Annotated in this window: 16 protein-coding genes, 6 tRNA genes and 1 other RNA gene; 14 read left to right on the top strand and 9 right to left on the bottom strand. The window is 60.4% G+C overall.

The genetic code is table 11. The annotated features are described in order from the left end of the window. Positions 1–24: 24 nt before the first annotated feature. On the bottom strand, positions 25–477 hold the full coding sequence (locus ACYF6X_RS02780; protein WP_063988917.1) for a multidrug/biocide efflux PACE transporter: 453 nt from the start codon (positions 475–477) through the stop codon (positions 25–27). Positions 478–576: 99 nt separating this feature from the next. Between ACYF6X_RS02780 and ACYF6X_RS02775 the strand changes: the two genes are divergently transcribed. Continuing rightward, entirely contained in the window at positions 577–1,446 is an 870-nt protein-coding gene (locus tag ACYF6X_RS02775) for a LysR family transcriptional regulator (protein ID WP_130017801.1), read from the top strand. On the opposite strand, the gene ACYF6X_RS02770 is transcribed toward ACYF6X_RS02775, so the two are convergent. Beyond that, positions 1,443–3,104, bottom strand: a complete 1,662-nt coding sequence (locus ACYF6X_RS02770; protein ID WP_107227650.1) for an alpha-keto acid decarboxylase family protein — start codon at positions 3,102–3,104, stop codon at positions 1,443–1,445. The genes ACYF6X_RS02775 and ACYF6X_RS02770 overlap by 4 nt on opposite strands. 189 nt (positions 3,105–3,293) lie before the next feature. On the opposite strand from ACYF6X_RS02770, the gene mgrA reads away from it, so the two are divergent. Together mgrA and ACYF6X_RS02760 are read left to right on the top strand one after the other, a co-directional pair. Continuing rightward, positions 3,294–4,283, top strand: a complete 990-nt coding sequence (gene mgrA, locus ACYF6X_RS02765) for an L-glyceraldehyde 3-phosphate reductase (RefSeq protein ID WP_063988915.1) — start codon at positions 3,294–3,296, stop codon at positions 4,281–4,283. A 224-nt stretch (positions 4,284–4,507) separates the two neighbouring features. Then, positions 4,508–4,918, top strand: a complete 411-nt coding sequence (locus ACYF6X_RS02760; RefSeq protein WP_025303761.1) for a DUF2502 domain-containing protein — start codon at positions 4,508–4,510, stop codon at positions 4,916–4,918. 40 nt (positions 4,919–4,958) lie between these two features. On the opposite strand, the gene ACYF6X_RS02755 is transcribed toward ACYF6X_RS02760, so the two are convergent. Beyond that, positions 4,959–6,194 carry an Nramp family divalent metal transporter gene (locus ACYF6X_RS02755; protein ID WP_043147789.1) on the bottom strand — a complete coding sequence of 412 codons (1,236 nt, stop codon included), beginning with the start codon at positions 6,192–6,194 and terminating at the stop codon, positions 4,959–4,961. 377 nt (positions 6,195–6,571) lie between these two features. Here ACYF6X_RS02755 and ACYF6X_RS02750 point away from each other — a divergent pair, with 377 nt between their 5' ends. Continuing rightward, positions 6,572–7,759 carry a NupC/NupG family nucleoside CNT transporter gene (locus ACYF6X_RS02750; RefSeq protein WP_004936373.1) on the top strand — a complete coding sequence of 396 codons (1,188 nt, stop codon included), beginning with the start codon at positions 6,572–6,574 and terminating at the stop codon, positions 7,757–7,759. A 117-nt stretch (positions 7,760–7,876) separates the two neighbouring features. On the opposite strand, the gene ACYF6X_RS02745 is transcribed toward ACYF6X_RS02750, so the two are convergent. After that, positions 7,877–7,952 (bottom strand) — tRNA-Ala (locus ACYF6X_RS02745). A 60-nt stretch (positions 7,953–8,012) separates the two neighbouring features. Then, positions 8,013–8,088 (bottom strand) — tRNA-Ala (locus ACYF6X_RS02740). A gap of 308 nt (positions 8,089–8,396) precedes the next feature. Here ACYF6X_RS02740 and ACYF6X_RS02735 point away from each other — a divergent pair. Beyond that, complete coding sequence (locus ACYF6X_RS02735; RefSeq protein ID WP_041036155.1) at positions 8,397–9,182, top strand: formate/nitrite transporter family protein; 786 nt, start codon at positions 8,397–8,399, stop codon at positions 9,180–9,182. 68 nt (positions 9,183–9,250) lie between these two features. On the opposite strand, the gene gltX is transcribed toward ACYF6X_RS02735, so the two are convergent. After that, positions 9,251–10,666, bottom strand: a complete 1,416-nt coding sequence (gene gltX, locus ACYF6X_RS02730; RefSeq protein ID WP_063988913.1) for a glutamate--tRNA ligase — start codon at positions 10,664–10,666, stop codon at positions 9,251–9,253. Positions 10,667–10,960: 294 nt separating this feature from the next. Between gltX and ACYF6X_RS02725 the strand changes: the two genes are divergently transcribed. The 9 genes from ACYF6X_RS02725 to ACYF6X_RS02685 all read left to right on the top strand — a co-directional run bounded on the left by ACYF6X_RS02725 (position 10,961) and on the right by ACYF6X_RS02685 (position 15,883). Then, positions 10,961–11,036, top strand: a tRNA-Val gene (locus tag ACYF6X_RS02725). Positions 11,037–11,066: 30 nt separating this feature from the next. Then, positions 11,067–11,142: transfer RNA gene (locus ACYF6X_RS02720), tRNA-Val, on the top strand. 38 nt (positions 11,143–11,180) lie between these two features. Next, positions 11,181–11,256: transfer RNA gene (locus tag ACYF6X_RS02715), tRNA-Val, on the top strand. Positions 11,257–11,263: 7 nt separating this feature from the next. Then, positions 11,264–11,339, top strand: a tRNA-Lys gene (locus tag ACYF6X_RS02710). 74 nt (positions 11,340–11,413) lie between these two features. Further along, a non-coding RNA gene (locus ACYF6X_RS02705) (RtT sRNA) lies at positions 11,414–11,537 on the top strand. 207 nt (positions 11,538–11,744) lie between these two features. Further along, positions 11,745–12,752, top strand: coding sequence for a Fe2+-enterobactin ABC transporter substrate-binding protein (fepB, locus tag ACYF6X_RS02700; protein ID WP_107227572.1), 1,008 nt, complete (start codon positions 11,745–11,747; stop codon positions 12,750–12,752). 214 nt (positions 12,753–12,966) lie between these two features. Beyond that, the gene (gene fepD / locus ACYF6X_RS02695; protein WP_107227571.1) at positions 12,967–14,022 is read left to right on the top strand and encodes a Fe(3+)-siderophore ABC transporter permease; all 1,056 of its coding nucleotides are present in this window, start codon (positions 12,967–12,969) and stop codon (positions 14,020–14,022) included. After that, entirely contained in the window at positions 14,022–15,059 is a 1,038-nt protein-coding gene (gene fepG / locus ACYF6X_RS02690) for an iron-enterobactin ABC transporter permease (protein WP_107227570.1), read from the top strand. The genes fepD and fepG overlap by 1 nt, the downstream gene beginning before the upstream one ends. A 17-nt stretch (positions 15,060–15,076) precedes the next feature. Continuing rightward, positions 15,077–15,883, top strand: coding sequence for an ABC transporter ATP-binding protein (locus tag ACYF6X_RS02685; RefSeq protein ID WP_107227649.1), 807 nt, complete (start codon positions 15,077–15,079; stop codon positions 15,881–15,883). 28 nt (positions 15,884–15,911) lie between these two features. Here the strand turns inward: ACYF6X_RS02685 and ACYF6X_RS02680 are convergent, their stop codons facing one another. The 3 genes from ACYF6X_RS02680 to budA all read right to left on the bottom strand — a co-directional run bounded on the left by ACYF6X_RS02680 (position 15,912) and on the right by budA (position 20,136). After that, a complete protein-coding gene (locus tag ACYF6X_RS02680) occupies positions 15,912–17,498 on the bottom strand; it encodes an ABC transporter substrate-binding protein (protein ID WP_063988909.1) in 1,587 nt (528 codons plus the stop codon). Between the two features lie 140 nt (positions 17,499–17,638). Beyond that, positions 17,639–19,324, bottom strand: a complete 1,686-nt coding sequence (gene alsS, locus ACYF6X_RS02675) for an acetolactate synthase AlsS (protein WP_033635442.1) — start codon at positions 19,322–19,324, stop codon at positions 17,639–17,641. A 32-nt stretch (positions 19,325–19,356) separates the two neighbouring features. Continuing rightward, positions 19,357–20,136, bottom strand: coding sequence for an acetolactate decarboxylase (gene budA, locus ACYF6X_RS02670; RefSeq protein WP_063988908.1), 780 nt, complete (start codon positions 20,134–20,136; stop codon positions 19,357–19,359). Between the last annotated feature and the right edge of the window lie 206 nt (positions 20,137–20,342).

Raw genomic sequence — 20,342 nt, 5'->3', positions numbered from 1 at the left:
GAGAATCGCCGGGCTGACGACGCCTTATTTGGCGCCGGAATTGATCGGCTGGCGCGCTTCGAACCAGCGCTGGCGCAGCGTGTCGTACAGCCAGTTATAGGCCATGGTGTACGGCAGGAAAAACAGGAAGAAACCGATTTCCAGCATAAACGCCTGCGTCCAGGAGATGCTCAGCATCCAGGCGGCGATCGGCACGCCGATCAGGATAAAACCGGCTTCAAAGCCGACGGCGTGCAACGCACGCACTTTCAGGTTACGCACCACCCGGCTGACCGGCCACAGGCGGTCGAACACCGTGTTGTAAACCATGTTCCACAACATAGCGACGGTGGAGAGCATCACCGCCAACGCACCGACCTGCACCATTGAGCGGTTCAGCAGCCACGCGCCCAGCGGGGCGCAAACCATCACGGCGATGGCCTCGAAACCGACGGCGTGGACAATACGTTCAATGAGAGACTTGTTTTGCAGTTGCATACATCACCTTTTTTTCGACAGTTGTTGCGAAAGCCAGGTGATTATCATCGTTTTTTTGGGTAGATTAAAAATAGATTCCATCGATAAAGCAGATAGGTTATGCACTATTCCCCGGAAGCGCTGCACGCGTTTGTCGAAGCCGCCGACCTCGGCTCGTTTTCCGCCGCCGCGCGCAAGCTGCGCAAAAGCCAATCCACCATCAGCACCGCCATCGCCAATCTGGAGGCCGACCTGGCGCTGACGCTGTTCGATCGCAGCGCGCGCCAGCCGGTGCTCACCGCCGCCGGCCGCAAGGTACTGGGGCATGTGCAGGCGATCCTCGCGGCCAGCGAACGGCTCGATGCCCTGAGCATTCAGCTGGCGGGCGAGGTTGAACCCCGCCTGAGCATGGTGTTTTCCGATACCTACCAGCCCAAGCATCACGATCGGTTGATGCAGCTGTTCGAACAGCGCTACCCGGAGATTGAGCTGGAATGGATGATCGCCGAGGAAGGCGACGTTATCGATCTGCTGCAAAGCGGCCGCGCGCATTTGGGCATGGTGGAAGTGCAAAAAAGTTATCCGCCGGATATCGCTTTCTCCCGCTTGCCGGAACAGACCGAAATGGGGCTGTTCGTCGCCCATCAGCATCCCCTGGCGCAGGTCGCCGCGCCGACGCCGGAGCAGTTGTCCAGCACCCGTCAGCTGATCCTGAATACCTACACTGGCGCCGAGGCGGCCAGACAGGGTGGCCTGGTCTGGTCGGCGCCCAGCTATCTGCTGTTGCTGGAGATGGCGGAACAAGGATTCGGTTGGGCGGTGTTGCCGCACTGGCTGGTGCAGCAATACGGCCACGGCAGGCTCACCCAGCTGCGGCCGCGCGGCTGGCCAAAACTGATTTCGGTGGATGCGGTATGGTCCAAACTGACCCCGCCGGGCCCGGCGGGGTTCTGGATGCTGGAGCGCCTGCTGGGCGATACCCTGCCTTAAGCGGCGGCGTTGCGCGCCTGAATGGCGCGTGAGACGGTATCGAGCAGTTCCGGCATGTCCATCTTCGGCAGCATCACTTCGATGAAGGCCAGCCGATCGTCGTCCGCTACCTCGCGCAGCGCCTGGCGCAATCCGTCCGGTTCGCTGACCCGCAATGCCCTCACCGGCCGCTCGCCCGCCAACGCCGACGGCAACTGCGTCCAGTTCCAGCGCGCGATGTCGTTATAACGTTGCTCCGGCCCGTGGATGGCGCGCTCGACGGTATATCCCTGATTGTTCAACACGAAGATCACCGGTTTAAGCCCGTCGCGCAGTATCGAGCCCAGTTCCTGCACGGTCAGCTGCGCGGCGCCGTCGCCGATCAGCAATACTGCCCGGCGCAGCGGTTCGGCAGTCTGCACGCCGAACGTCGCCGGCAGGGTATAGCCGATCGACCCCCAGAGCGACTGCACGATCAGGCGGCAACCGCGCGGTAACGTCAGCGCCGCCGCGCCGAAACAGGCGGTGCCCTGATCGGCCAGCACGATATCCCCGGGCCGCAGGAAATCCTGCATCTGCCGCCAGAAGGCGTGCTGATCCAACCCTTTCCCATCGCCTTCCGGCAGCGCCGGGCGGACGATCGGCGGCAACGGCCAACGCGACGCCATCGACAGGCTCAGGCGATGCAGCGCCTGCACCGCCTCGCGCATCGGAATGCGGCTAAAGCGCTGCCGCCCGACCCAGGCTTCGAACGGTTGAATGTCGATGCATTTTTCCACCGGCAGATGATGCGTGAAACCGGCGGTAATGGTGTCGGTCAAACGCACGCCGACGTTGATCACCACATCGGCGTTTTCGATAAGCTGTTTCACCGCCGGATCGCTGGCGCCGCCGCAGTAAGTCCCGACAAAGCCGGCGCGGTTCTCATCCAGCACGCCTTTGCCGAGCAGCAGCGTAGCGTGCGGAATGTCGACCTCCTGCAGCCACTCGTCCAGCGCCGCTTCGGCGCCGAAGCGATCGGCCAGGAAGTCCGCCAGCAGCGATACTCGCCGCGCCGACAGCAGCTTTTCGCGCGCCGCGGCGATAAACGCCTGCAATGCGCTCTGCGACAGTTTGGCCTGACGCAGCATCAGCGGCGCCGGTTTACTCGGCAGCGGCGCTTGTGCGACGTCGCTGGGCAACATCAGGTAAACCGGGCGATGTTCCAGCAAAGCAACGCCGATCAGGCGGTCTATCTCCATCGCGGCGTTGTCGGCGGTCAGGTCGGCCTGCGCGACGGTCACCTCTTTGGCTATCCGGGCGAAGTGGGTGAAGTCGCCATCCCCCAGCGAATGGTGCAGTAAATCACCGGCGCGCTGGGCGCGCAGTGCCGGCGTGCCGACCACGTGGATCACCGGCAGGTATTCGGCGTAGCTGCCGGCCACCCCGTTCAACGCACTCAGCTCCCCCACGCCAAAGGTGGTGAGCAGCGCGGCCGCCGGTTTGCAGCGCGCATAGCCGTCGGCGGCGTAGGCGGCGTTCAATTCGTTGGCGCAGCCTACCCAGGTGATTTGCGGATGAGCGAGGACGTGATCGAGAAATTGCAGGTTGTAATCCCCCGGCACACCGAAGAAATGACGGATGCCGATTTGGGCCAGACGATCGAGCAGATAATCGGCCACCGTATAGATCTGAGTCATGATCATCACCTGTCTGCAGCTGGAGCGATTATCTTTAAGTATCGAAGATGCCGCTCAAATTTCGAACAATCATTCCTGCCTCGATCGGCAACCTGGCGTTACATGCTGGCGCTGTGATCGCTCCCCCGGCAGCGCGGTGTGAAAACGTATACACTCAGAGTACTTCACCTCTCGCCGACAAGGATAACTATGTCCTACCAAGCCTCCCCCTCGCGTTATCAAGATATGGAATACCGGCGCTGCGGCCGCAGCGGGCTGAAGCTGCCCGCCGTCTCACTCGGGCTGTGGCACAACTTCGGCGACGCCACGCTGTACGACAACGCCCGCGCTCTGATCCGCTGCGCCTTCGATCGCGGCATTACCCATTTCGATCTGGCCAACAACTACGGCCCGCCGCCCGGCGCCGCCGAGGAGAACTTTGGCCGCATACTCAACGCCGATCTGCGGGCCTGGCGTGATGAGCTGATCATCTCATCCAAAGCCGGTTACACCATGTGGCCCGGCCCCTACGGCGATTGGGGCTCGAAAAAGTACCTGGTCGCCAGCCTCGATCAGAGCCTGAAGCGCATGGGGCTGGACTATGTGGATATCTTTTATCACCACCGGCCGGATCCGGACACGCCGCTGGAAGAAACCATGGCGGCGCTGGATCTGCTGGTGCGCCAGGGCAAAGCGTTGTACGTCGGCCTGTCCAATTACCCGGCCGAGCGCGCACGGCAGGCGTTCGACATTCTGCAGCGGCTCGGCACGCCGTGCGTGATCCACCAACCCAAGTATTCGATGTTGGAACGCACGCCGGAGGTGGGATTGCTGGATACATTGGCGGAGCATGGCGTTGGATCGATCGCCTTCTCGCCGCTGGCGGGCGGGTTGCTGACCGACCGCTACCTGCACGGCATTCCGCAAGATTCCCGCGCCGCCAGCGGCAGCCGCTTCCTGCAGCCGGAACAACTGACCGCCGAGCGGCTGGACAAGGTGCGCCGCCTCGATGCGCTGGCGCGGCAACGCGGGCAGAAGCTGTCGCAGATGGCGCTGGCCTGGGTGCTGCGCGGCGATCGCGTTACCTCTGTGTTGATCGGCGCCAGCAAGGATGCGCAGATAGAAGACGCGGTAGGCATGCTGGCCAATCGTCATTTCAGTGAAGAAGAGCTCGCGCAGATCGAGCAAATCCTACTGTAATCGTTTACAAATACCGCCGCTCAATCGAGCGGCGATACTCCAGAAAAATCTCAAATCTTGGTCTTCGTCGCCGTTTTCAGAATGGCTCTCAGATTCAACCCTATGCGCCAGCGCTATGATGCCGATATTGCAGCAAAAATAACGATAAGGCCGCTTTTTTAAACTGATGAACGCGCTTCATAAAGTGACAAACGGCCAGGCCGCGCAAGCGGAAAGGAGAAGTCATGTTTAAACCTCTGCTCTTGGCCGCCATCTTGGCGGCGACGGTACTGCCCGCCGCACAGCAAGCACACGCCGAAGGGATCAGCATCGATCTGATGCCGGGCGTTTCACTGCGCATCGGCGATCAGGACAATCGCGGCCGTTACTGGGACGGTTACGACTGGCGCGATCGCGACTGGTGGCAGGGTCATCAGGGGCGCTATCTCGGCGACCGCAGCCGTCGCGGTTACTACTGGGACGGCTATCGCTGGCGCGACCGCGACTACTGGCGCAAACACTATTACTATCATGAAGGGCGCTATCGTAAATACGACAAGCATTACGATAAGCACCATTGGAAGAAAGAGAAAAAGCACCACCACGATCATGACCGCGATCGCTGGCGCCGCCACGGCGATGACGACCGCGATTAACGGCGACGGGCCGGCACCATGCCGGCCCGCGTTTTTTTTCCTACAGCACGCTACCGATCAGCAGATAGCCGTTCAATCCCACCACCACCAGCACGATCAGCTTGCCCAGGTTTTGCACCACTGGGCCGTTGACCATTTCCCCCATCAGCGCCCGATTGCCGGTGAAAGCCAGCAGCGGCACCAGCGCCAGCGCAATGCCGAAGCTGAGCAGCACCTGGCTTAGCACCAGAATGCGCGTCGCGTCCATCCCCAGCATGATGACGATAAACGATGGCAGCATGGTCACCGCGCGCCGCAGCCACAGCGGAATATGGAAATGCACGAACCCCTGCATCACCACCTGCCCCGCCAGCGTGCCCACCACGGTGGAAGAGAGGCCGGCGGCCACCAGGCTCAGGCCGAACACGGTGGCAGCGGCTTGCCCGAGCAGCGGTTGCAGCGTCAGGTAAGCCACGTCGAGATCGGCGATGCCGCTGTGGCCGCTGAAATGAAACGCGGCAGCGGCGGTGGCCATCATCGCCAGGTTGACGAAACCGGCAATGGTCATGGCCACGGCGACGTCGACCTTGGTGGCGGCATAGCGCTCCGCCTTGTCGTGCTCGCCGCCGATTTGGGTGAGCGACGAATGCAGGTAGATCACGTGCGGCATGATGGTGGCGCCCAATACCCCGGCGGCCAGAAATACCGCATCGCCGTTAGGCAGATCGGGCAGCGCCATGCCCTTCAGCAGCGGCGCGAGCTGCGGCTGGGAGAATGCCAACTCGACGATATAAGCGGCGGCGACGAACAGCAGCAGGCCGCCAATCACCCGCTCCAGCGGCTTTTGACCGCGTTTTTGCAGCATCAAAATTAAAAAGGTGGCGATACCGGTCAGCACCGCGCCCTGCAACAGGGACACGCCGAGCAGCAGCTTGAAGCCGATCGCCGCACCGATAAATTCGGCCAGATCGGTCGCCATGGCGATGATCTCCGCCTGCACCCAATAGGCCCACACCGCCGGCCGCGGAAAGCGATCGCGAATATGCTCGGCCAGGTTTTTTCCGGTGGCGATGCCCAGCTTGGCGGACAACAGTTGGATCAGCATCGCCATCACGTTGGCCCAGACGACCACCCACAGCAGGCTGTAGCCGAACGAGGCGCCGGCCTGGATGTTGGTGGCGAAGTTACCGGGATCGATATAGCCGATAGCGGCGATGAAGGCGGGCCCCATCAGCGAGAGTTTGATTTTTCTGGCGGAGCGCCCGGAGGTGGTTTCAACCACGCGACTGTTCAGCATATGTTGAACCCTTACTGAAATTACGTTTATCTCCACTCTATATAAATGATAATAATTATCAAGCGCATTTAGAGCGGTAAAACTTATCTCTGTAATAGCCAACATTAACGGTTTTATCGAAGGGTTCAGCGCTGAGCTTACCGATTTCCGTGCTTTTCTGATGAGATTTTGGCTGCAATACCCCTGAAAGACAGGTTAGCACAAGAATACGAATTTCCTATTGCTGCTTTAACGTCTTGATTTTTTATGCTTTTGCGTAACACTTTAGGAGAACTCCCGCTATGATTTTCCATATTTGCAATAGAAGTCTCGTTTTTAAACGTAGCGTTACATAAAATGACAGCCGAAATTCAGCCTGCCTCAAATTTGGAGCAAACATGTCCCATATTGCGCACTTTGCGTTGGCGATAGTGGTGGTGGCGATCCTGGCCCTGTTGGTGTGCCGCGATCGTAAAAGCATCCGCATTCGCTATGTTATTCAACTACTGGTTATCGAAGTACTGCTGGCCTACTTTTTCCTGCATTCGGAAGCGGGTTTAGGCTTCGTAAAAGGATTTGCCGCGCTGTTTGACAAACTGCTCGGGTTTGCGGGACAAGGGACTGATTTCGTATTCGGCGGCATGGGCGACAAAGGCCTGGCGTTCTTCTTCCTGAAGGTGCTGTGCCCGATCGTCTTCATTTCGGCGCTGATCGGTATTCTGCAGTACATCAAGGTGCTGCCGTTCATCATCCGCATTATCGGTACCGTGCTGTCGAAAGTGAACGGCATGGGCAAGCTGGAGTCGTTCAACGCCGTCAGCTCCCTGATCCTGGGCCAATCCGAAAACTTCATCGCCTACAAAGATATCCTGGGCAAGATGTCGGAAAAGCGCATGTACACCATGGCGGCGACCGCGATGTCTACGGTTTCCATGTCCATCGTCGGCGCCTACATGACCATGCTGGACGCCAAGTTCGTGGTGGCGGCGCTGGTATTGAACATGTTCAGCACCTTTATCGTGCTGTCGCTGGTCAACCCGTACGACACCAATAAAGAAGAAGAGCTGCACCTCGGCAACCTGCATGAAGGCCAGAGCTTCTTCGAAATGCTGGGTGAATATATCCTGGCCGGCTTCAAAGTAGCGATTATCGTTGCCGCGATGCTGATCGGCTTCATCGCCCTGATCGCCGCGCTCAACGGTGTGTTCAGCGCCATCTTCGGCCTGAGTTTCCAGGAAATCCTCGGCTACTTCTTCTATCCGTTCGCCTGGATTATGGGGATTCCTAAACACGAAGCCCTGCAGGTTGGCAGCATCATGGCCACCAAGCTGGTTTCCAACGAGTTCGTGGCAATGATGGAGCTGCAGAAAGTGTCTGCCGAGCTGTCGCCGCGCAGCCTGGGGATCCTGTCGGTGTTCCTGGTGTCCTTCGCCAACTTCTCCTCCATCGGCATCGTGGCCGGTGCGATCAAGGGCTTGAACGAACACCAGGGCAACGTGGTGTCGCGCTTTGGCCTGAAGCTGGTGTACGGCTCTACGCTGGTCAGCATCCTGTCCGCTTCCATCGCGGGTCTGGTACTGGGCTAAGCCTCGAACCGACTGCGATAACAAGGCGCCTGCGGGCGCCTTTTTTGTTGGCTGGCATTCGGCGAAGATGAAAAAAGAAAAGCAAAAAGCCGACCCTAAGGTCGGCTTTTCAAATGGTGGTGGAGCTAGACGGGATCGAACCGTCGACCTCTTGCATGCCATGCAAGCGCTCTCCCAGCTGAGCTATAGCCCCACAAAAGTGGTACGCTTTGACCGGCGTTACGGTATTCCCCAACCTCTCTGAGAAGAAGGTTGGTGGAGCTAGACGGGATCGAACCGTCGACCTCTTGCATGCCATGCAAGCGCTCTCCCAGCTGAGCTATAGCCCCGTTCCACAATCACTTTGTGCTGTGAACGGGGCGCATAATATGAAACCCACTCAAAGCTGTCAACGGCTAAATTGAATTACTGAATCAAGCGTTGAAAAAGCCGCCAAATCAGCATGTTTGGCACCAAAAAATCATCACTTTGCGCAGAGTTCATCCATTTTGCGTGCTACATCTCAAAATGGCAAAAGACCCTGCATATCACGTTGATTTTTAATTAACGGAATGTTAGCGAAATGCGCTTGAGTCGGACTCCCGAGCGGCATAGACTGCCCGCGCCATAAACTTCATTACTATAAACCGAGTCCGTCATGTCTTTGCATTCACCAAAAGAAATCGCCGCCCTCGCCGTTCAGGCCGGGGTAAACAAAAGCCGCGCCCCTCTCGCTAATCTGTTGATTCTGGGCTTTCTCGCCGGCGCCTTTATCGCCACCGGTTTTCTGCTGGATATTCACGTCATCGGCACCCTGCCGGCCGAATGGGGCTCTTTCGGCGCCCTGTTGGGTGCCGCGGTCTTTCCTATCGGTTTGATCCTGACTATTCTGGCCGGCGGCGAACTGCTGACCGGCAACATGATGACCTTGCCGATGGCCTGGTTTGCCCGCGAAATCCCCGCCATCGCCGTGCTGCGCAACTGGTTTTGGGTCACCTTGGCCAACCTGGCCGGCAGCCTGGCCGTCGCCTACTTCTTCGGTCATTTGCTGGGCCTGACCGAAGGCGCGTTCTTGCATAAGACGCTGGCGATCGCGCAGGCCAAAGTGGATGCAGACTTCCTGCACGCCTTCATTTCCGGCGTCGGCTGCAACTGGCTGGTGTGCCTGGCGGTGTGGTTAGCCTTCGCCAGCAAGGATGTGCCGGGCAAAGTGATCGGCATGTGGTTCCCGGTCATGGCTTTTGTCGCCATCGGCTTCCAGCACGTGGTGGCGAATATGTTCATCATCCCGGCGGCCATCTTTGCCGGCGGCATGGGCTGGGAGCAGTATTTGCCCAATTTCGTCGCGGTATTTCTCGGCAACGCGCTGGGCGGCGCCGGTTTTGTCGGGCTAATGTATTTCCTCGCCTACCGCCCGGGTTTGCCGGCCGGCGAGCAAGCCTGACACACCGCCATGAAAAAAGCCCCGGGATCGCTCCACGGGGCTTTTTCATTTATGGCGTCTCAGCCAAATCAGGCTTGCGCTTCGCGCTCGGCGATGTAAGCCAGCGCCATGTCGATACGCTGCAGCGAACGCTTCTGGCCGATCGCATGCACGGTCACGTCCATGCCCGGCGACTGGCCGGCGCCGGTCACCGCGACGCGCAGCGGCATGCCGACTTTACCCATGCCGACGCCCAGCTCATCCGCCGTGCCCTGAATGGCGTCGTGCACATTTTCCGGCGTCCAGACGGTGATGGCGGCCAGCTTGGCGCGCACGGTTTCCAACGGCTGACGCGCCACCGGGCGCAGGTGCTTCTTGGCCGCGTCTGCGTCGAACTCGCTGAAGTCTTCGTAGAAGTAACGGCAGGACTCCGCCATCTCTTTCAGCGTCTTGCAACGCTCGCCCAGCAGCTTGACGAGGTCTTTCAGTTCCGGGCCGTTGCGGGTTTCAAGGCCCAGTTGCTCAACGTGCCATGCCAGATGCACCGCCACTTCTTCCGCCGGCATATGGTTGATGTAGTGGTGGTTCAGCCACTGCAGCTTCTCGGTGTTGAACGCGCTGGCGGATTTGTTGATCGCTTCCAGCGTGAAGAACTCTTTCATCTCATCGATGGAGAAGATCTCCTGATCGCCGTGGGACCAGCCCAGACGCACCAGGTAGTTCAGCAGCGCCTGCGGCAGATAGCCGTCGTCGCGGTACTGCATAACGCCCACCGCGCCGTGACGCTTGGACAGCTTTTTGCCGTCGTCGCCGAGGATCATCGACACGTGCGCGTATTCCGGCACCGGCGCACCCAGCGCTTTGAGAATGTTGATCTGGCGCGGGGTGTTGTTGATGTGGTCTTCGCCGCGGATCACATGGGTGATTTCCATGTCCCAGTCATCGACGACGACGCAGAAGTTATAGGTTGGCGAACCGTCGGTGCGTCGGATGATCAGATCGTCCAGTTCCTGGTTGCTGAATTCGATCGGGCCGCGAATTTTGTCGTCGAAGATCACCGAGCCTTCCTGCGGGTTGCGGAAGCGCACCACGTGCGGCTCGTCGTCGGTGTGGCTGCACTGGCTGTCGCGGCAGTGGCCGTCGTAACGCGGCTTCTCGCCGTTTTCCATCTGCTTCTCGCGCAGCGCTTCCAGACGTTCCTTGGAGCAATAGCATTTATAGGCCGTGCCCTGCTCCAGCATCTCGTCGATGACCGCGTTGTAACGATCGAAACGCTTGGTCTGGAAATACGGGCCTTCATCCCAATCCAGGTTCAACCAGTTCATGCCATCCATAATTGCGTCGATCGCGTCCTGGGTAGAGCGTTCCAAATCGGTATCTTCGATACGCAGAACGAACTCACCGCCCGCATGGCGGCTGAACAACCAAGAGTAAAGTGCGGTACGCGCGCCGCCGACGTGAAGATAGCCGGTCGGGCTCGGTGCAAAACGGGTTTTGATTTTCATTGGGTTCACTGCCTTATTACGCAACGCGTGTCGGCGGTTGCCGACGATTGCTCGGAATTGAAAAAAGAGTGGGCGACATTGTATCACCACGCGCTAATTCCTCAACGCCGACACGATATTGCGCCGGTCGATTTCGCCCGTTTTGCGGCGAGTTTCGCATAGCGTTGCGCAAAGAATCGGCGCCGTTGCCGATAATTATCGCGCCCTGCCTAAATTTGCGGCGAACGATTGAAATCATTTTAAAAACCGTTGACTCACTTTCAACTATCCCTATAATGCGACTCCAACAAGACGGGGCGATTAGCTCAGTTGGTAGAGCATCTCCTTTACACGGAGGGGGTCGGCGGTTCGAGCCCGTCATCGCCCACCATCTTGTTGAGAAAAAAATGAGAACGAATGAGGGTGATTAGCTCAGTTGGTAGAGCATCTCCTTTACACGGAGGGGGTCGGCGGTTCGAGCCCGTCATCACCCACCATCATTCTCTCGTTTAGCAGTACCTGGAAGTCCTGAAGTGGGTGATTAGCTCAGTTGGTAGAGCATCTCCTTTACACGGAGGGGGTCGGCGGTTCGAGCCCGTCATCACCCACCACTTCTGCGGGTCGTTAGCTCAGTTGGTAGAGCAGTTGACTTTTAATCAATTGGTCGCAGGTTCGAATCCTGCACGACCCACCAATTCAGAAAAAAGCGCCTTTTGGCGCTTTTTTCGTTTCTGCGCCATCCGACTCTGACTTCATCTCTCGCCGGCATAGTTTACGGAGTCGAGCAGGATGAAGAACCGGAGAGGTTCGAGCATCGCGCAGCGATACGACAACGCGCAGCGTTGCCCGCAGGGTGAGGCCACTGGCCGAATCAATCCTGCACGACCCACCCATTCAGAAAAAAGCGCCTTTGGGCGCTTTTTTCGTTTCTGCCGCACTCACTTTCCCTTTCGCCTTATTCTCACTTTATTCGCCACGCGCTGAGATACGAATGGTTATCATTTTGGCGGCTTGAATGGTAAATTAGCGGGCATCCACCACGCAGCCAATCCGCCGCCGGATTGATACGCCTTAGTTCAAGGAAAGAAAGAGCCCGCTCATGACCCTATCCTTACGCCAGCTGTTCATTGCATTTATCGCCACTTCCAGCCTGCTGCTCAGCGGCTGCGGCCCGGACGACAAGAACGACGGGCAGAAACCGTCCCCCCCTGCTGCCGACAGCAGTTGGCCGCGCACCATCGACAGCGCCAAAGGGAAGTTCACGCTGGAAAAACCGCCGCAGCGCATCGTGTCCACCAGCGTCACCATCACCGGCACGCTGCTGGCGATCGACGCCCCGGTGGTCGCCAGCGCCGCTACCAGCCCAAATCCCCTGGTGGCCGATAAACAAGGCTTCTTTACCCAGTGGAGCGAGGTGGCCAAACAGCGCCACGTCGAACGGCTGTACCAGGTGGAGCCCAATGCCGAAGCCGTCGCCGCCGCCGCGCCCGACTTGATCGTCGTCGCCGCCACCGGCGGGGATTCGGCGCTGAAACTGTATGACCAGCTGTCCGCCATTGCGCCGACGCTGGTGCTCGATTATGGCGACAAGAGCTGGCAGCAGCTGGCCAGCGAGCTCGGCGAGATCACCGGTCACGAAGCCGGCGCCAAACAGGCGGAAGATCGTTTCGAACAGCGCGTGGAGCAAGTGAAGCAGGCGATCACGTTGCCGCCGCAGCCGACCACCCCGCTGGTGTATGCCGACAACGGTCGCGAGGCCATGCTGTGGACACCGGGTTCCGCCCAGGGCAAGCTGCTGACCCAGCTCGGCTTCCAACTGGCTACCCCGCCGGAAAGCGCCAAAGGCAACGCCAGCATGGGTAAACGCCATGACATCATCCAGATCTCCGGCGAAAAAATGGCCGAAGGCCTGAACGGCAAAACGCTGATCCTGTTCGCCACCAATGAGCGCAAAGTGCAAGAGGTGCTGGCCAACCCGTTCCTCAAACATCTGGAACCGGTGGAACAGCGGCACGTCTACGCCGTCGGCAACGACACCTTCCGTCTCGATTACTACAGCGCCACCAACATGCTGAACCAAATCGAACGGCTGTTCAAAAAGCCCTGAACCACGCCGTCGGCAGGTCAGCCGCCTGCCGACGTTTGCCATAAACAGGGCAATCGTTCACATTTAATCAATTGAAATATCAATAGTTATTAACATCGTCAACGCACCTGCGCCACCAACCGGCGGGTGCATGCGGGCGTAAACTCGTGCTACTATTAGCGCCCGCATGAACGCAAATAACAATGAGAATAAAAATCATACAGGAGTTACCGGTGTGAACGTACCCACTCCGACTGAGCGGACGCTTTCGTCCGCACCGCACGCAGCTTACGCCAGTGGCTTCAAACGCATCGCCGGGTTCGGTATCGGCTTAGCGCTGTTGCTGCTGTGCATCATTGCCAGCCTGATGCTGGGTTCCAAAGCCATCCCCTTCCATACCGTCTGGCTCAGCCTGCAGGGCGCCGCGAGCGGTTCCGACAGCACCATCATTCTCAACGCCCGGGTGCCCCGTACGCTGGCAGGCATTTTGGCCGGCATGGCGCTCGGCGCCGCCGGCGCGCTGATTCAGGCGTTGACGCGTAATCCGCTGGCCGATCCCGGCGTGCTCGGCATCAACGCCGGCGCCAGCTTCGCCGTGGTCATCGGCATCATGTTTTTCGGCGCGGCCACCACTGAAAGCTATATGGCCTATGCCTTCGTCGGCGCTGCCCTCACCACCCTGCTGGTCTACCTGATCGGCACGCTGGCGGGCGGGCGCATCAACCCGGTGCGGCTGACGCTGGCCGGCGTGGCGATCGGCGCGGTGCTGATCGGCATCACCACCGGGCTGTCGCTGATCGATCCGCAAACCTTCGACCAACTGCGCTTCTGGCAGGCCGGCACGCTGGATATCCGCACGCTGTCCACGCTGCCGGTTACCGCCCCCGCCATTTTGCTCGGCTGCCTGCTGACGCTGCTCATCGCCCGGCCGCTGAATACCATCGGTATGGGAGAAGATCTGGCTATCGCGCTCGGCGCGCGCGTGGTGCTGACTCAGGTCGTCGCGGTGATCGCCATCACGCTGCTGTGCGGCGCGGCAACCGCCACCGTCGGTCCAATCAGTTTCATCGGCCTGATGGTGCCGCATATCGCCCGCTGGTGGGTCGGCCCCGATCAGCGCTGGATCCTGCCCTACTCCATGCTGCTGGCGCCGATTTTACTGCTGTGCGCCGACGTGGTCGGCCGTCTACTGGCGGCCGGTGAACTGCGGGTTTCTATCGTGGCGGCCTTCATCGGCGCGCCGGTGCTGATCTGGCTGGTGCGCCGCAAGAAAACGCTGGGGGGTCTGTGATGAGTCTGCCGCACACGCTGCATATCGGCCGCCCGGACGGCGTCATCAACTGGCGCGTGCCGCTGCGCCTGCTGTTGGTCAATCTTTCGTTGCTGGCGTTGTGCCTGGCGATGGCCGTTGCCGCGCTGTGCTACGGCACGCTGCAGCTTTCGCTGGAACAGGTCTTTGCCGCGCTTAGCGGCGAGGCGCCGAAAAACCTGGTCACCGTGGTCACCCAATGGCGCATGCCGCGTATCGCCATGGCGCTGTTGTTAGGTGCCGCGCTCGGCATGAGCGGCGCCATCTTCCAGTCGATTATCCGCAACCCGCTCGGCAGCCCAGACGTGATTGGCTTTAACATGGGGGCTTATACCGGCGCGCTGATCGCCATCACCCTGTTCAACGGCGGCTATTACTACATCGCCGGCGGTGCGCTGGCCGGCGGCATTCTCGCCGCGCTGGCCATCTATCTGCTGGCCTGGCGGCAAGGCATCGCCGGCTTCCGGCTGATCATCGTCGGCATCGCCATCAGCGCGGTGCTGGTCTCCACCAATACCTGGCTGATCATCACCGCCTCGCTCGAGCGCGCCATGGACGCCGCCATGTGGCAGGCCGGTTCGCTCAACGGCATGACCTGGCAGAAAGCCCAGCCCGCCACGGCGTTCATCGTGCTGGCGGCCGCGGCCGCGCTGCTGATGGGCAAACGGCTGCAGCTGTTGGAAATGGGCGATGATACGGCGCGCGCACTGGGCGTGAACGCCGAAGGCAGCCGGCTGTGGCTGATGCTGTTCGGCGTCACCCTCACCGCCGCCGTCACCGCCACCGCCGGGCCGATTTCCTTTATCGCGCTGGCGGCGCCGCAGATCGCCCGCCGCCTGGCCGGACAATCCTCGGTCACCCTGACGTCCTCGGCGCTGATGGGCGCGACGCTGCTGCTCGGCGCCGACGTGGTGTCCCAACATCTTTTTGCGCCGATCCAACTGCCGGTCGGGGTCGTGACCGTCTGCATCGGCGGCCTGTACCTGATTTGGCTGCTCATCCGTGAGGCCCGCAGATAATGAAAAGTGATAACGCCATGAGCCACCGCCTGCACGCCTCGCACCTGAAGCTGGGCTACGACAATAAAATCATCGCTGACGATCTGAGCGTGGCGATCCCCGACGGCGCCTTCACGGTGATCGTCGGGCCGAACGCCTGCGGCAAATCGACGCTGCTGCGCGCCCTGTGCCGCCTGCTGAAGCCCAGCGCCGGCGAGGTGATGCTGGACGGCAAGAATATCAGCAACTTCGCCACCAAGGCGCTGGCGCGCGAGCTTGGCCTGCTGCCGCAAACCTCGATCGCACCGGACAGCATTACCGTGGCAGACCTGGTGTCGCGCGGCCGCTATCCGCACCAAAGCCTGCTGAAACAGTGGACGCAGGCCGACAAACAGGCGGTGGAAGCCGCCATGGCGGCCACCAACGTCAGTCAGTTGGCGGATCGCAGCGTCGACGAGCTGTCCGGCGGGCAGCGCCAGCGCGTCTGGGTGGCGATGGCGTTGGCGCAGCAAACGCCGCTGCTGCTGCTGGATGAACCGACCACCTATCTGGACATCGCGCACCAAATCGAGCTGCTGGATCTGTTCCGCCAGCTCAACCGCGAGCACGGCCAAACCCTCATCGCGGTGCTGCACGATCTCAACCACGCCTGCCGCTATGCCGATCACATCATCGCCATGCGCGACGGCAAGATCGTGGCGGAGGGGAACCCGGCGGAAATCATCACCGCCGAGCTGGTGGAACGGGTGTTCGGCATGCCGTGTATGATCATCGACGATCCGCTGTCCCACACGCCGCTGGTGATCCCGCGCGGCCGCTACCACTGCGACGCGCCGCAGGCATGAAAAAGGCCGGGGTAACCCGGCCTTTTCGTTACTTCTCCAGCGACACCTGCTTGAAGATGTGTTTGCCGAACGGGTCTATTTCGTAGCCTTTCACTTCCTTGCGCACCGGTTCGAAAATGGTCGAGTGCGCGATCATCAGCGCCGGCATCTGATCGTGCATCATCACCTGCGCCTGCTGGTACATCGCCACCCGCTTGGCGTGATCGTTCTCCTCGCGCGCCTGCAGGATCAGCTGGTCGAACGGTTTGTAGCACCATTTCGCCGAGTTGGAGCCGCCGAGCGAAGCGCAGGTGAACAGCGGGCCGAAGAAGTTGTCCGGATCGCCGTTGGCGGTGGTCCAGCCCATCAGCGCGGTCTGGTGCTCGCCGTTTTTAATCCGCTGCAAATATTCGCCCCACTCGAAGGTGACGATTTTGGCGCGCACGCCGATTTTAGCCCAGTCGGCCTGGATCATCTCCGCCATGCGTTTGGCGTTGGGGTTGTAAGGCCGCTGCACCGGCATCGCCCACAGATCGATGTCAAACCCCTGCCCCAGCCCGGCCTCCTGCAACAGCTGCTTCGCCCGCTCCGGCGAATACGGGTAGTCTTCAAGCTGCGCGTTGCTGCCCCACTGGGTCGGCGGCAGCAGATTCTTGGCCGGCTGGCCGGCGCCGTGGAACACCGCCTCGATGATCGCCGGCTTGTTGACCGCCAGCGCCAACGCCTGGCGTACCTTGACGTTATCCAACGGTTTTTTCTGGGTATTGAACGCCAGGAAGCCGATATTCAAGCCGGATTTTTCCATCACCTGAAGGTTGCCGTCCTGCCGCATGCGCGCCAGATCCGCCGGGTTGGGGAACGGCATCACCTGGCACTCGTTCTTTTGCAGCTTGGCGTAACGCACCGTCGCATCCGGCGTGATCGAAAACACCAGCCGGTCGATCTTCGGTTTGCCTTCCCAGTAACGATCGAACGCCTTGTAGAGGATTTTCGCGTCCTTCTGGTACTGCACCAGTTGGAACGGCCCGGTGCCGATCGGATCGTTGTCCACCCGCTGCGGCGTGCCGGCCTTCAGCATCGCCTCGGCATATTCCGCCGATAATAGGGTGGCGAAGTACATGCCCAGATCGGCGACGAACGGCGCCTCGGCGCGGGAGAGCTCAAAGCGCACGGTGTAATCGTCCACCTTGACGATCCGGTCGATCAGCGTGCCGAACTCCATCGACTCGAAGTTGGTGTAGGCGCCGTTGGAGACCTTGTGATACGGGTTGTTGGCGTCCTTCTGCCGCATAAACGAGAAGATGACGTCATCGGCGTTGAAATCGCGGGTGGGCGTGAAATATTTATTGCTCTGGAATGCCACGCCCTTGCGCAGGTGGAAGGTATAGCGCTTGCCGTCTTCACTCACCTCCCAGCTTTCCGCCAGGCTGGGTTGCAGCTCGACGGTGCCGGGTTTGAAGTCCACCAGCCGGTTGTAGATCGCCGCCGAACTGGCGTCCACCGTGGTGCCGGAGGTGAACAGCTGCGGGTTGAAGCCTTCCGGCGAGCCTTCGGAACAGTAGACCAGCGTATTGGCTCGCGCGCCGCCGGCAATCGCCAACGCCAGCAGCCCGATCGTTATTGCTTTTCTTTTCATTGCGCTATCCCCAGTGGTGAAAAAACAGCCCAACGGATAGCAATAAATCATGCAGTTAGCGATGTAAAGGACAAAATCCGCGCATAAAAACGGGCAGGCGCGCAAGCGGCCTGCCCCGGTGAAATCGCGCGATGATGAAATTAAATCATCTGGCTGAAGTTCATCTGCGCCATCAGCTTATAGTTGTCGGCATAGTCGACCGGAATGGCCACCACCACCGGCCCCTGGATCGCCATCGCCTTGCGCAGCATCGGCCGCAGATCGTCCACCGACTGCACGGCGAAACCGACCGCACCGCAGGATTCCGCGTAAGCCTTGAAGTCAATCGGCCCAAACTCCACGCCGGATTTACGCTGGTATTTGTTCACTTCCTGCATCTCCACCATGTTGTAGGCATTATCGACCCAGATGACGTGCACGATGTTGTTTTTCAGCCGCACCGCAGTCTCCAGCTCCATGCTCGACTGCATGAATCCGCCGTCGCCGGAGATAGACACCACTTTATCGCCGGGGCGCACCAGCGCCGCGCCGATGGCCCACGGCAGCGCCACCCCCATGGTTTGCTGGCCGTTGGAGATCAACAGCTGGCGGGCGCGGAAGCTGTACAGGTAGCGGGCGATCCAGATATGGAAGCTGCCCATGTCCACGCACAGGGTCACGTCGTCGCTGACGATGTCCTGCAGCTCCTTGACGATGCGCAGCGGGTGGATCGGCATGCCGCCGCGGCGGGCGGCGCGCTCCGCCAGTTCAGTGCGCTGGCGGCCGAGATCGGTGAGGATCAGCTCCACCTCCGGCGGCACACAGACCGCCTCAGTGAACGTTTCGGTCATCATGTTCAACGTGGCGCTGATGTTGCCCACCAGCTCGACATCCGGCCGATAGCAGGTATCGATATCCGCCGGCAGCACGTCGATGTGCACCAGTTTCAGCCGCCCGTGGCTGTTCCACATGCAGGGATCGTATTCGATCGGATCATAGCCGACGCTCACCACCAGATCGGCCTTCTGCAACAGCTGATCGGCCGGCTGGTTGTTGAACAGGCCGACGCGGCCGGCAAAACGGGCGAAGTGGTTGACGTCGATCACCCCGGCCGCCTGATAGGTGCCGACCACCGGCATATGGGTGCGATACAGCAGATGGCGCACCGCTTCGCTGTTCTCCGGCCGGCTGGCCTGCAAACCGAGCAGCAATACCGGGCATTTGGCCTGCCGGATCAGTTTCACCGCCGCCTGAATGTCGTCCGCCGCCGCGGCCCCCATACGCGGCAAGCGGCAGCCGGCCAGCACCGGCGCGCTGACCGGTTCATTGACGATATCCATCGGCAGGCTGACGAACGAGGCCCCCGGCCGGCCGAACTCGGCGCGGCGAAAGGCGTTGGCGATCACCTCGGAAATCGCCGAACCGGCATGCACTTCGGCGCAATACTTGGTCACCGGCCGGAACATGCTGACGGTATCCATGCTCTGGTGCGTCTGTTTCAGGCTGTCGGCACGCTTCACCGCCCCGCCGAAGGCCACCACCGCGTCCCCTTCCGATGTGGCGGTGGCCAGCCCGGTGATCAGGTTGGAGCTGCCCGGCCCGGAGGTGACCAGTGCCACCCCGGCCTTACCGGTCAAGCGGCCGACCGCCGCCGCCATAAAGGCTGCGTTGGCCTCATGCCGCACCACCACCGTTTCGATCGATGGCGCGTCCTCCAGCGAGTCGAACACCCGGTCGATCTTGGCGCCCGGAATGCCGAAAACGTGTTTGACGCCCTGCGCTTCCAGATTTTTCACCACCAAATCGGCGCCGCATTGCCAGTCATTGCCTGTTTTTTCCTGTGCCATGGTTCCACCTCCTAAGAAAACGATCGCCGGGGTTAGCCCTCGGCGGAACGAATCGCGCGATCCAAATCCTCTGGGCAGAGGTTGGCGCGCAAGAAATCCGCATCATGCGGTAACTGAAGATTGAGACGCGTGATGACGCCGAACTGCAGGCGGCCATGATCGAGCTGGTAGTCCAGCACGTGGCCGCCGCCGCTGCGGTCGTCGGTAACGAAGTGTTCGTGATAGCCGGCCACGCCGATGCCCTGCATGTAATCCGGCGAGCGGAAACCAACCAGCGTGCCGCGCCGCTGATGGAACGAGAAGGTCGGCTGCTCTTCTATCGCCTCCAGCATCGGGCGATAGGGCCGCTCCTGGCGCGGCACGGTACGGGTTTCCACGTGGCTGAACTCGCCGTCGACCCGCACCGCGCAAAACAGGTTCGGCGAGGCGACCTGCTCGTCGATGCACTGGTGCAGCTGCGCCTTGGTGATCGGCCGGTCGAACTGCTGGCTGACGCTGGGCTGGAAAAAGGTGACGACGGCGAAGGGGGTTTGCTGTTGCAGGCCGGCCGGCCGGGCGCTGCCGTCGGCGCGCAGCTGGTGTATTTCCTGGTCGAAAGCGATCAATTCGCCGTCCAGATGATTGAAGGTGCCGAGGCCGAAATCGCCGTGCTTGAGCAGTTCGGCAATGGTGGTCTCCCCCTCGTAAACCCCGTCGATGAGCGCGCTCATCAGCGAGATTTGATAGATTTCGCCCTCCCCGGCGTTGATCGACTGCCTGGCAAAACCCTGCGCCAAATGGCGCGCACAGGAACACCCGTGTTTTTCGTTCATGACTGACTCCTCCACCAGCGCGGAACCGCGGTTCCGCGCGTTCAAAAGACCCACCGACGGTGGGCCAAGATGCCCCCCAAGGCGCGTTCATCAGTTGGAACGATTCAGCCTGAGGCGACAAAAAAACCGGCACGGCTGGCCGGCCGATATCCAGAGTCAACAGCATGATGATTGAAAGTAAAGACTTACTAATCATTAATGCTGAC

The sequence above is a fragment of the Serratia sp. ID 25-353 genome, from assembly GCF_054792795.1.
Note: the sequence above shows the minus strand (reverse complement) of the source record. Positions and strands in the feature narration are given on the sequence as shown.

Coding starts and splice junctions, on each gene's coding strand:
- ACYF6X_RS02780 (WP_063988917.1), bottom strand. CDS start 477: ATGCAACTGCAAAACAAGTCTCTCATTGAACGTATTGTCCACGCCGTC.
- ACYF6X_RS02735 (WP_041036155.1), top strand. CDS start 8,397: ATGTCTTTGCATTCACCAAAAGAAATCGCCGCCCTCGCCGTTCAGGCC.
- ACYF6X_RS02750 (WP_004936373.1), top strand. CDS start 6,572: ATGTCCCATATTGCGCACTTTGCGTTGGCGATAGTGGTGGTGGCGATC.
- mgrA (WP_063988915.1), top strand. CDS start 3,294: ATGTCCTACCAAGCCTCCCCCTCGCGTTATCAAGATATGGAATACCGG.
- ACYF6X_RS02755 (WP_043147789.1), bottom strand. CDS start 6,194: ATGCTGAACAGTCGCGTGGTTGAAACCACCTCCGGGCGCTCCGCCAGA.
- ACYF6X_RS02680 (WP_063988909.1), bottom strand. CDS start 17,498: ATGAAAAGAAAAGCAATAACGATCGGGCTGCTGGCGTTGGCGATTGCC.
- fepG (WP_107227570.1), top strand. CDS start 14,022: ATGAGTCTGCCGCACACGCTGCATATCGGCCGCCCGGACGGCGTCATC.
- gltX (WP_063988913.1), bottom strand. CDS start 10,666: ATGAAAATCAAAACCCGTTTTGCACCGAGCCCGACCGGCTATCTTCAC.
- ACYF6X_RS02760 (WP_025303761.1), top strand. CDS start 4,508: ATGTTTAAACCTCTGCTCTTGGCCGCCATCTTGGCGGCGACGGTACTG.
- ACYF6X_RS02770 (WP_107227650.1), bottom strand. CDS start 3,104: ATGACTCAGATCTATACGGTGGCCGATTATCTGCTCGATCGTCTGGCC.
- budA (WP_063988908.1), bottom strand. CDS start 20,136: ATGAACGAAAAACACGGGTGTTCCTGTGCGCGCCATTTGGCGCAGGGT.
- ACYF6X_RS02685 (WP_107227649.1), top strand. CDS start 15,077: ATGAGCCACCGCCTGCACGCCTCGCACCTGAAGCTGGGCTACGACAAT.
- alsS (WP_033635442.1), bottom strand. CDS start 19,324: ATGGCACAGGAAAAAACAGGCAATGACTGGCAATGCGGCGCCGATTTG.
- fepB (WP_107227572.1), top strand. CDS start 11,745: ATGACCCTATCCTTACGCCAGCTGTTCATTGCATTTATCGCCACTTCC.
- ACYF6X_RS02775 (WP_130017801.1), top strand. CDS start 577: ATGCACTATTCCCCGGAAGCGCTGCACGCGTTTGTCGAAGCCGCCGAC.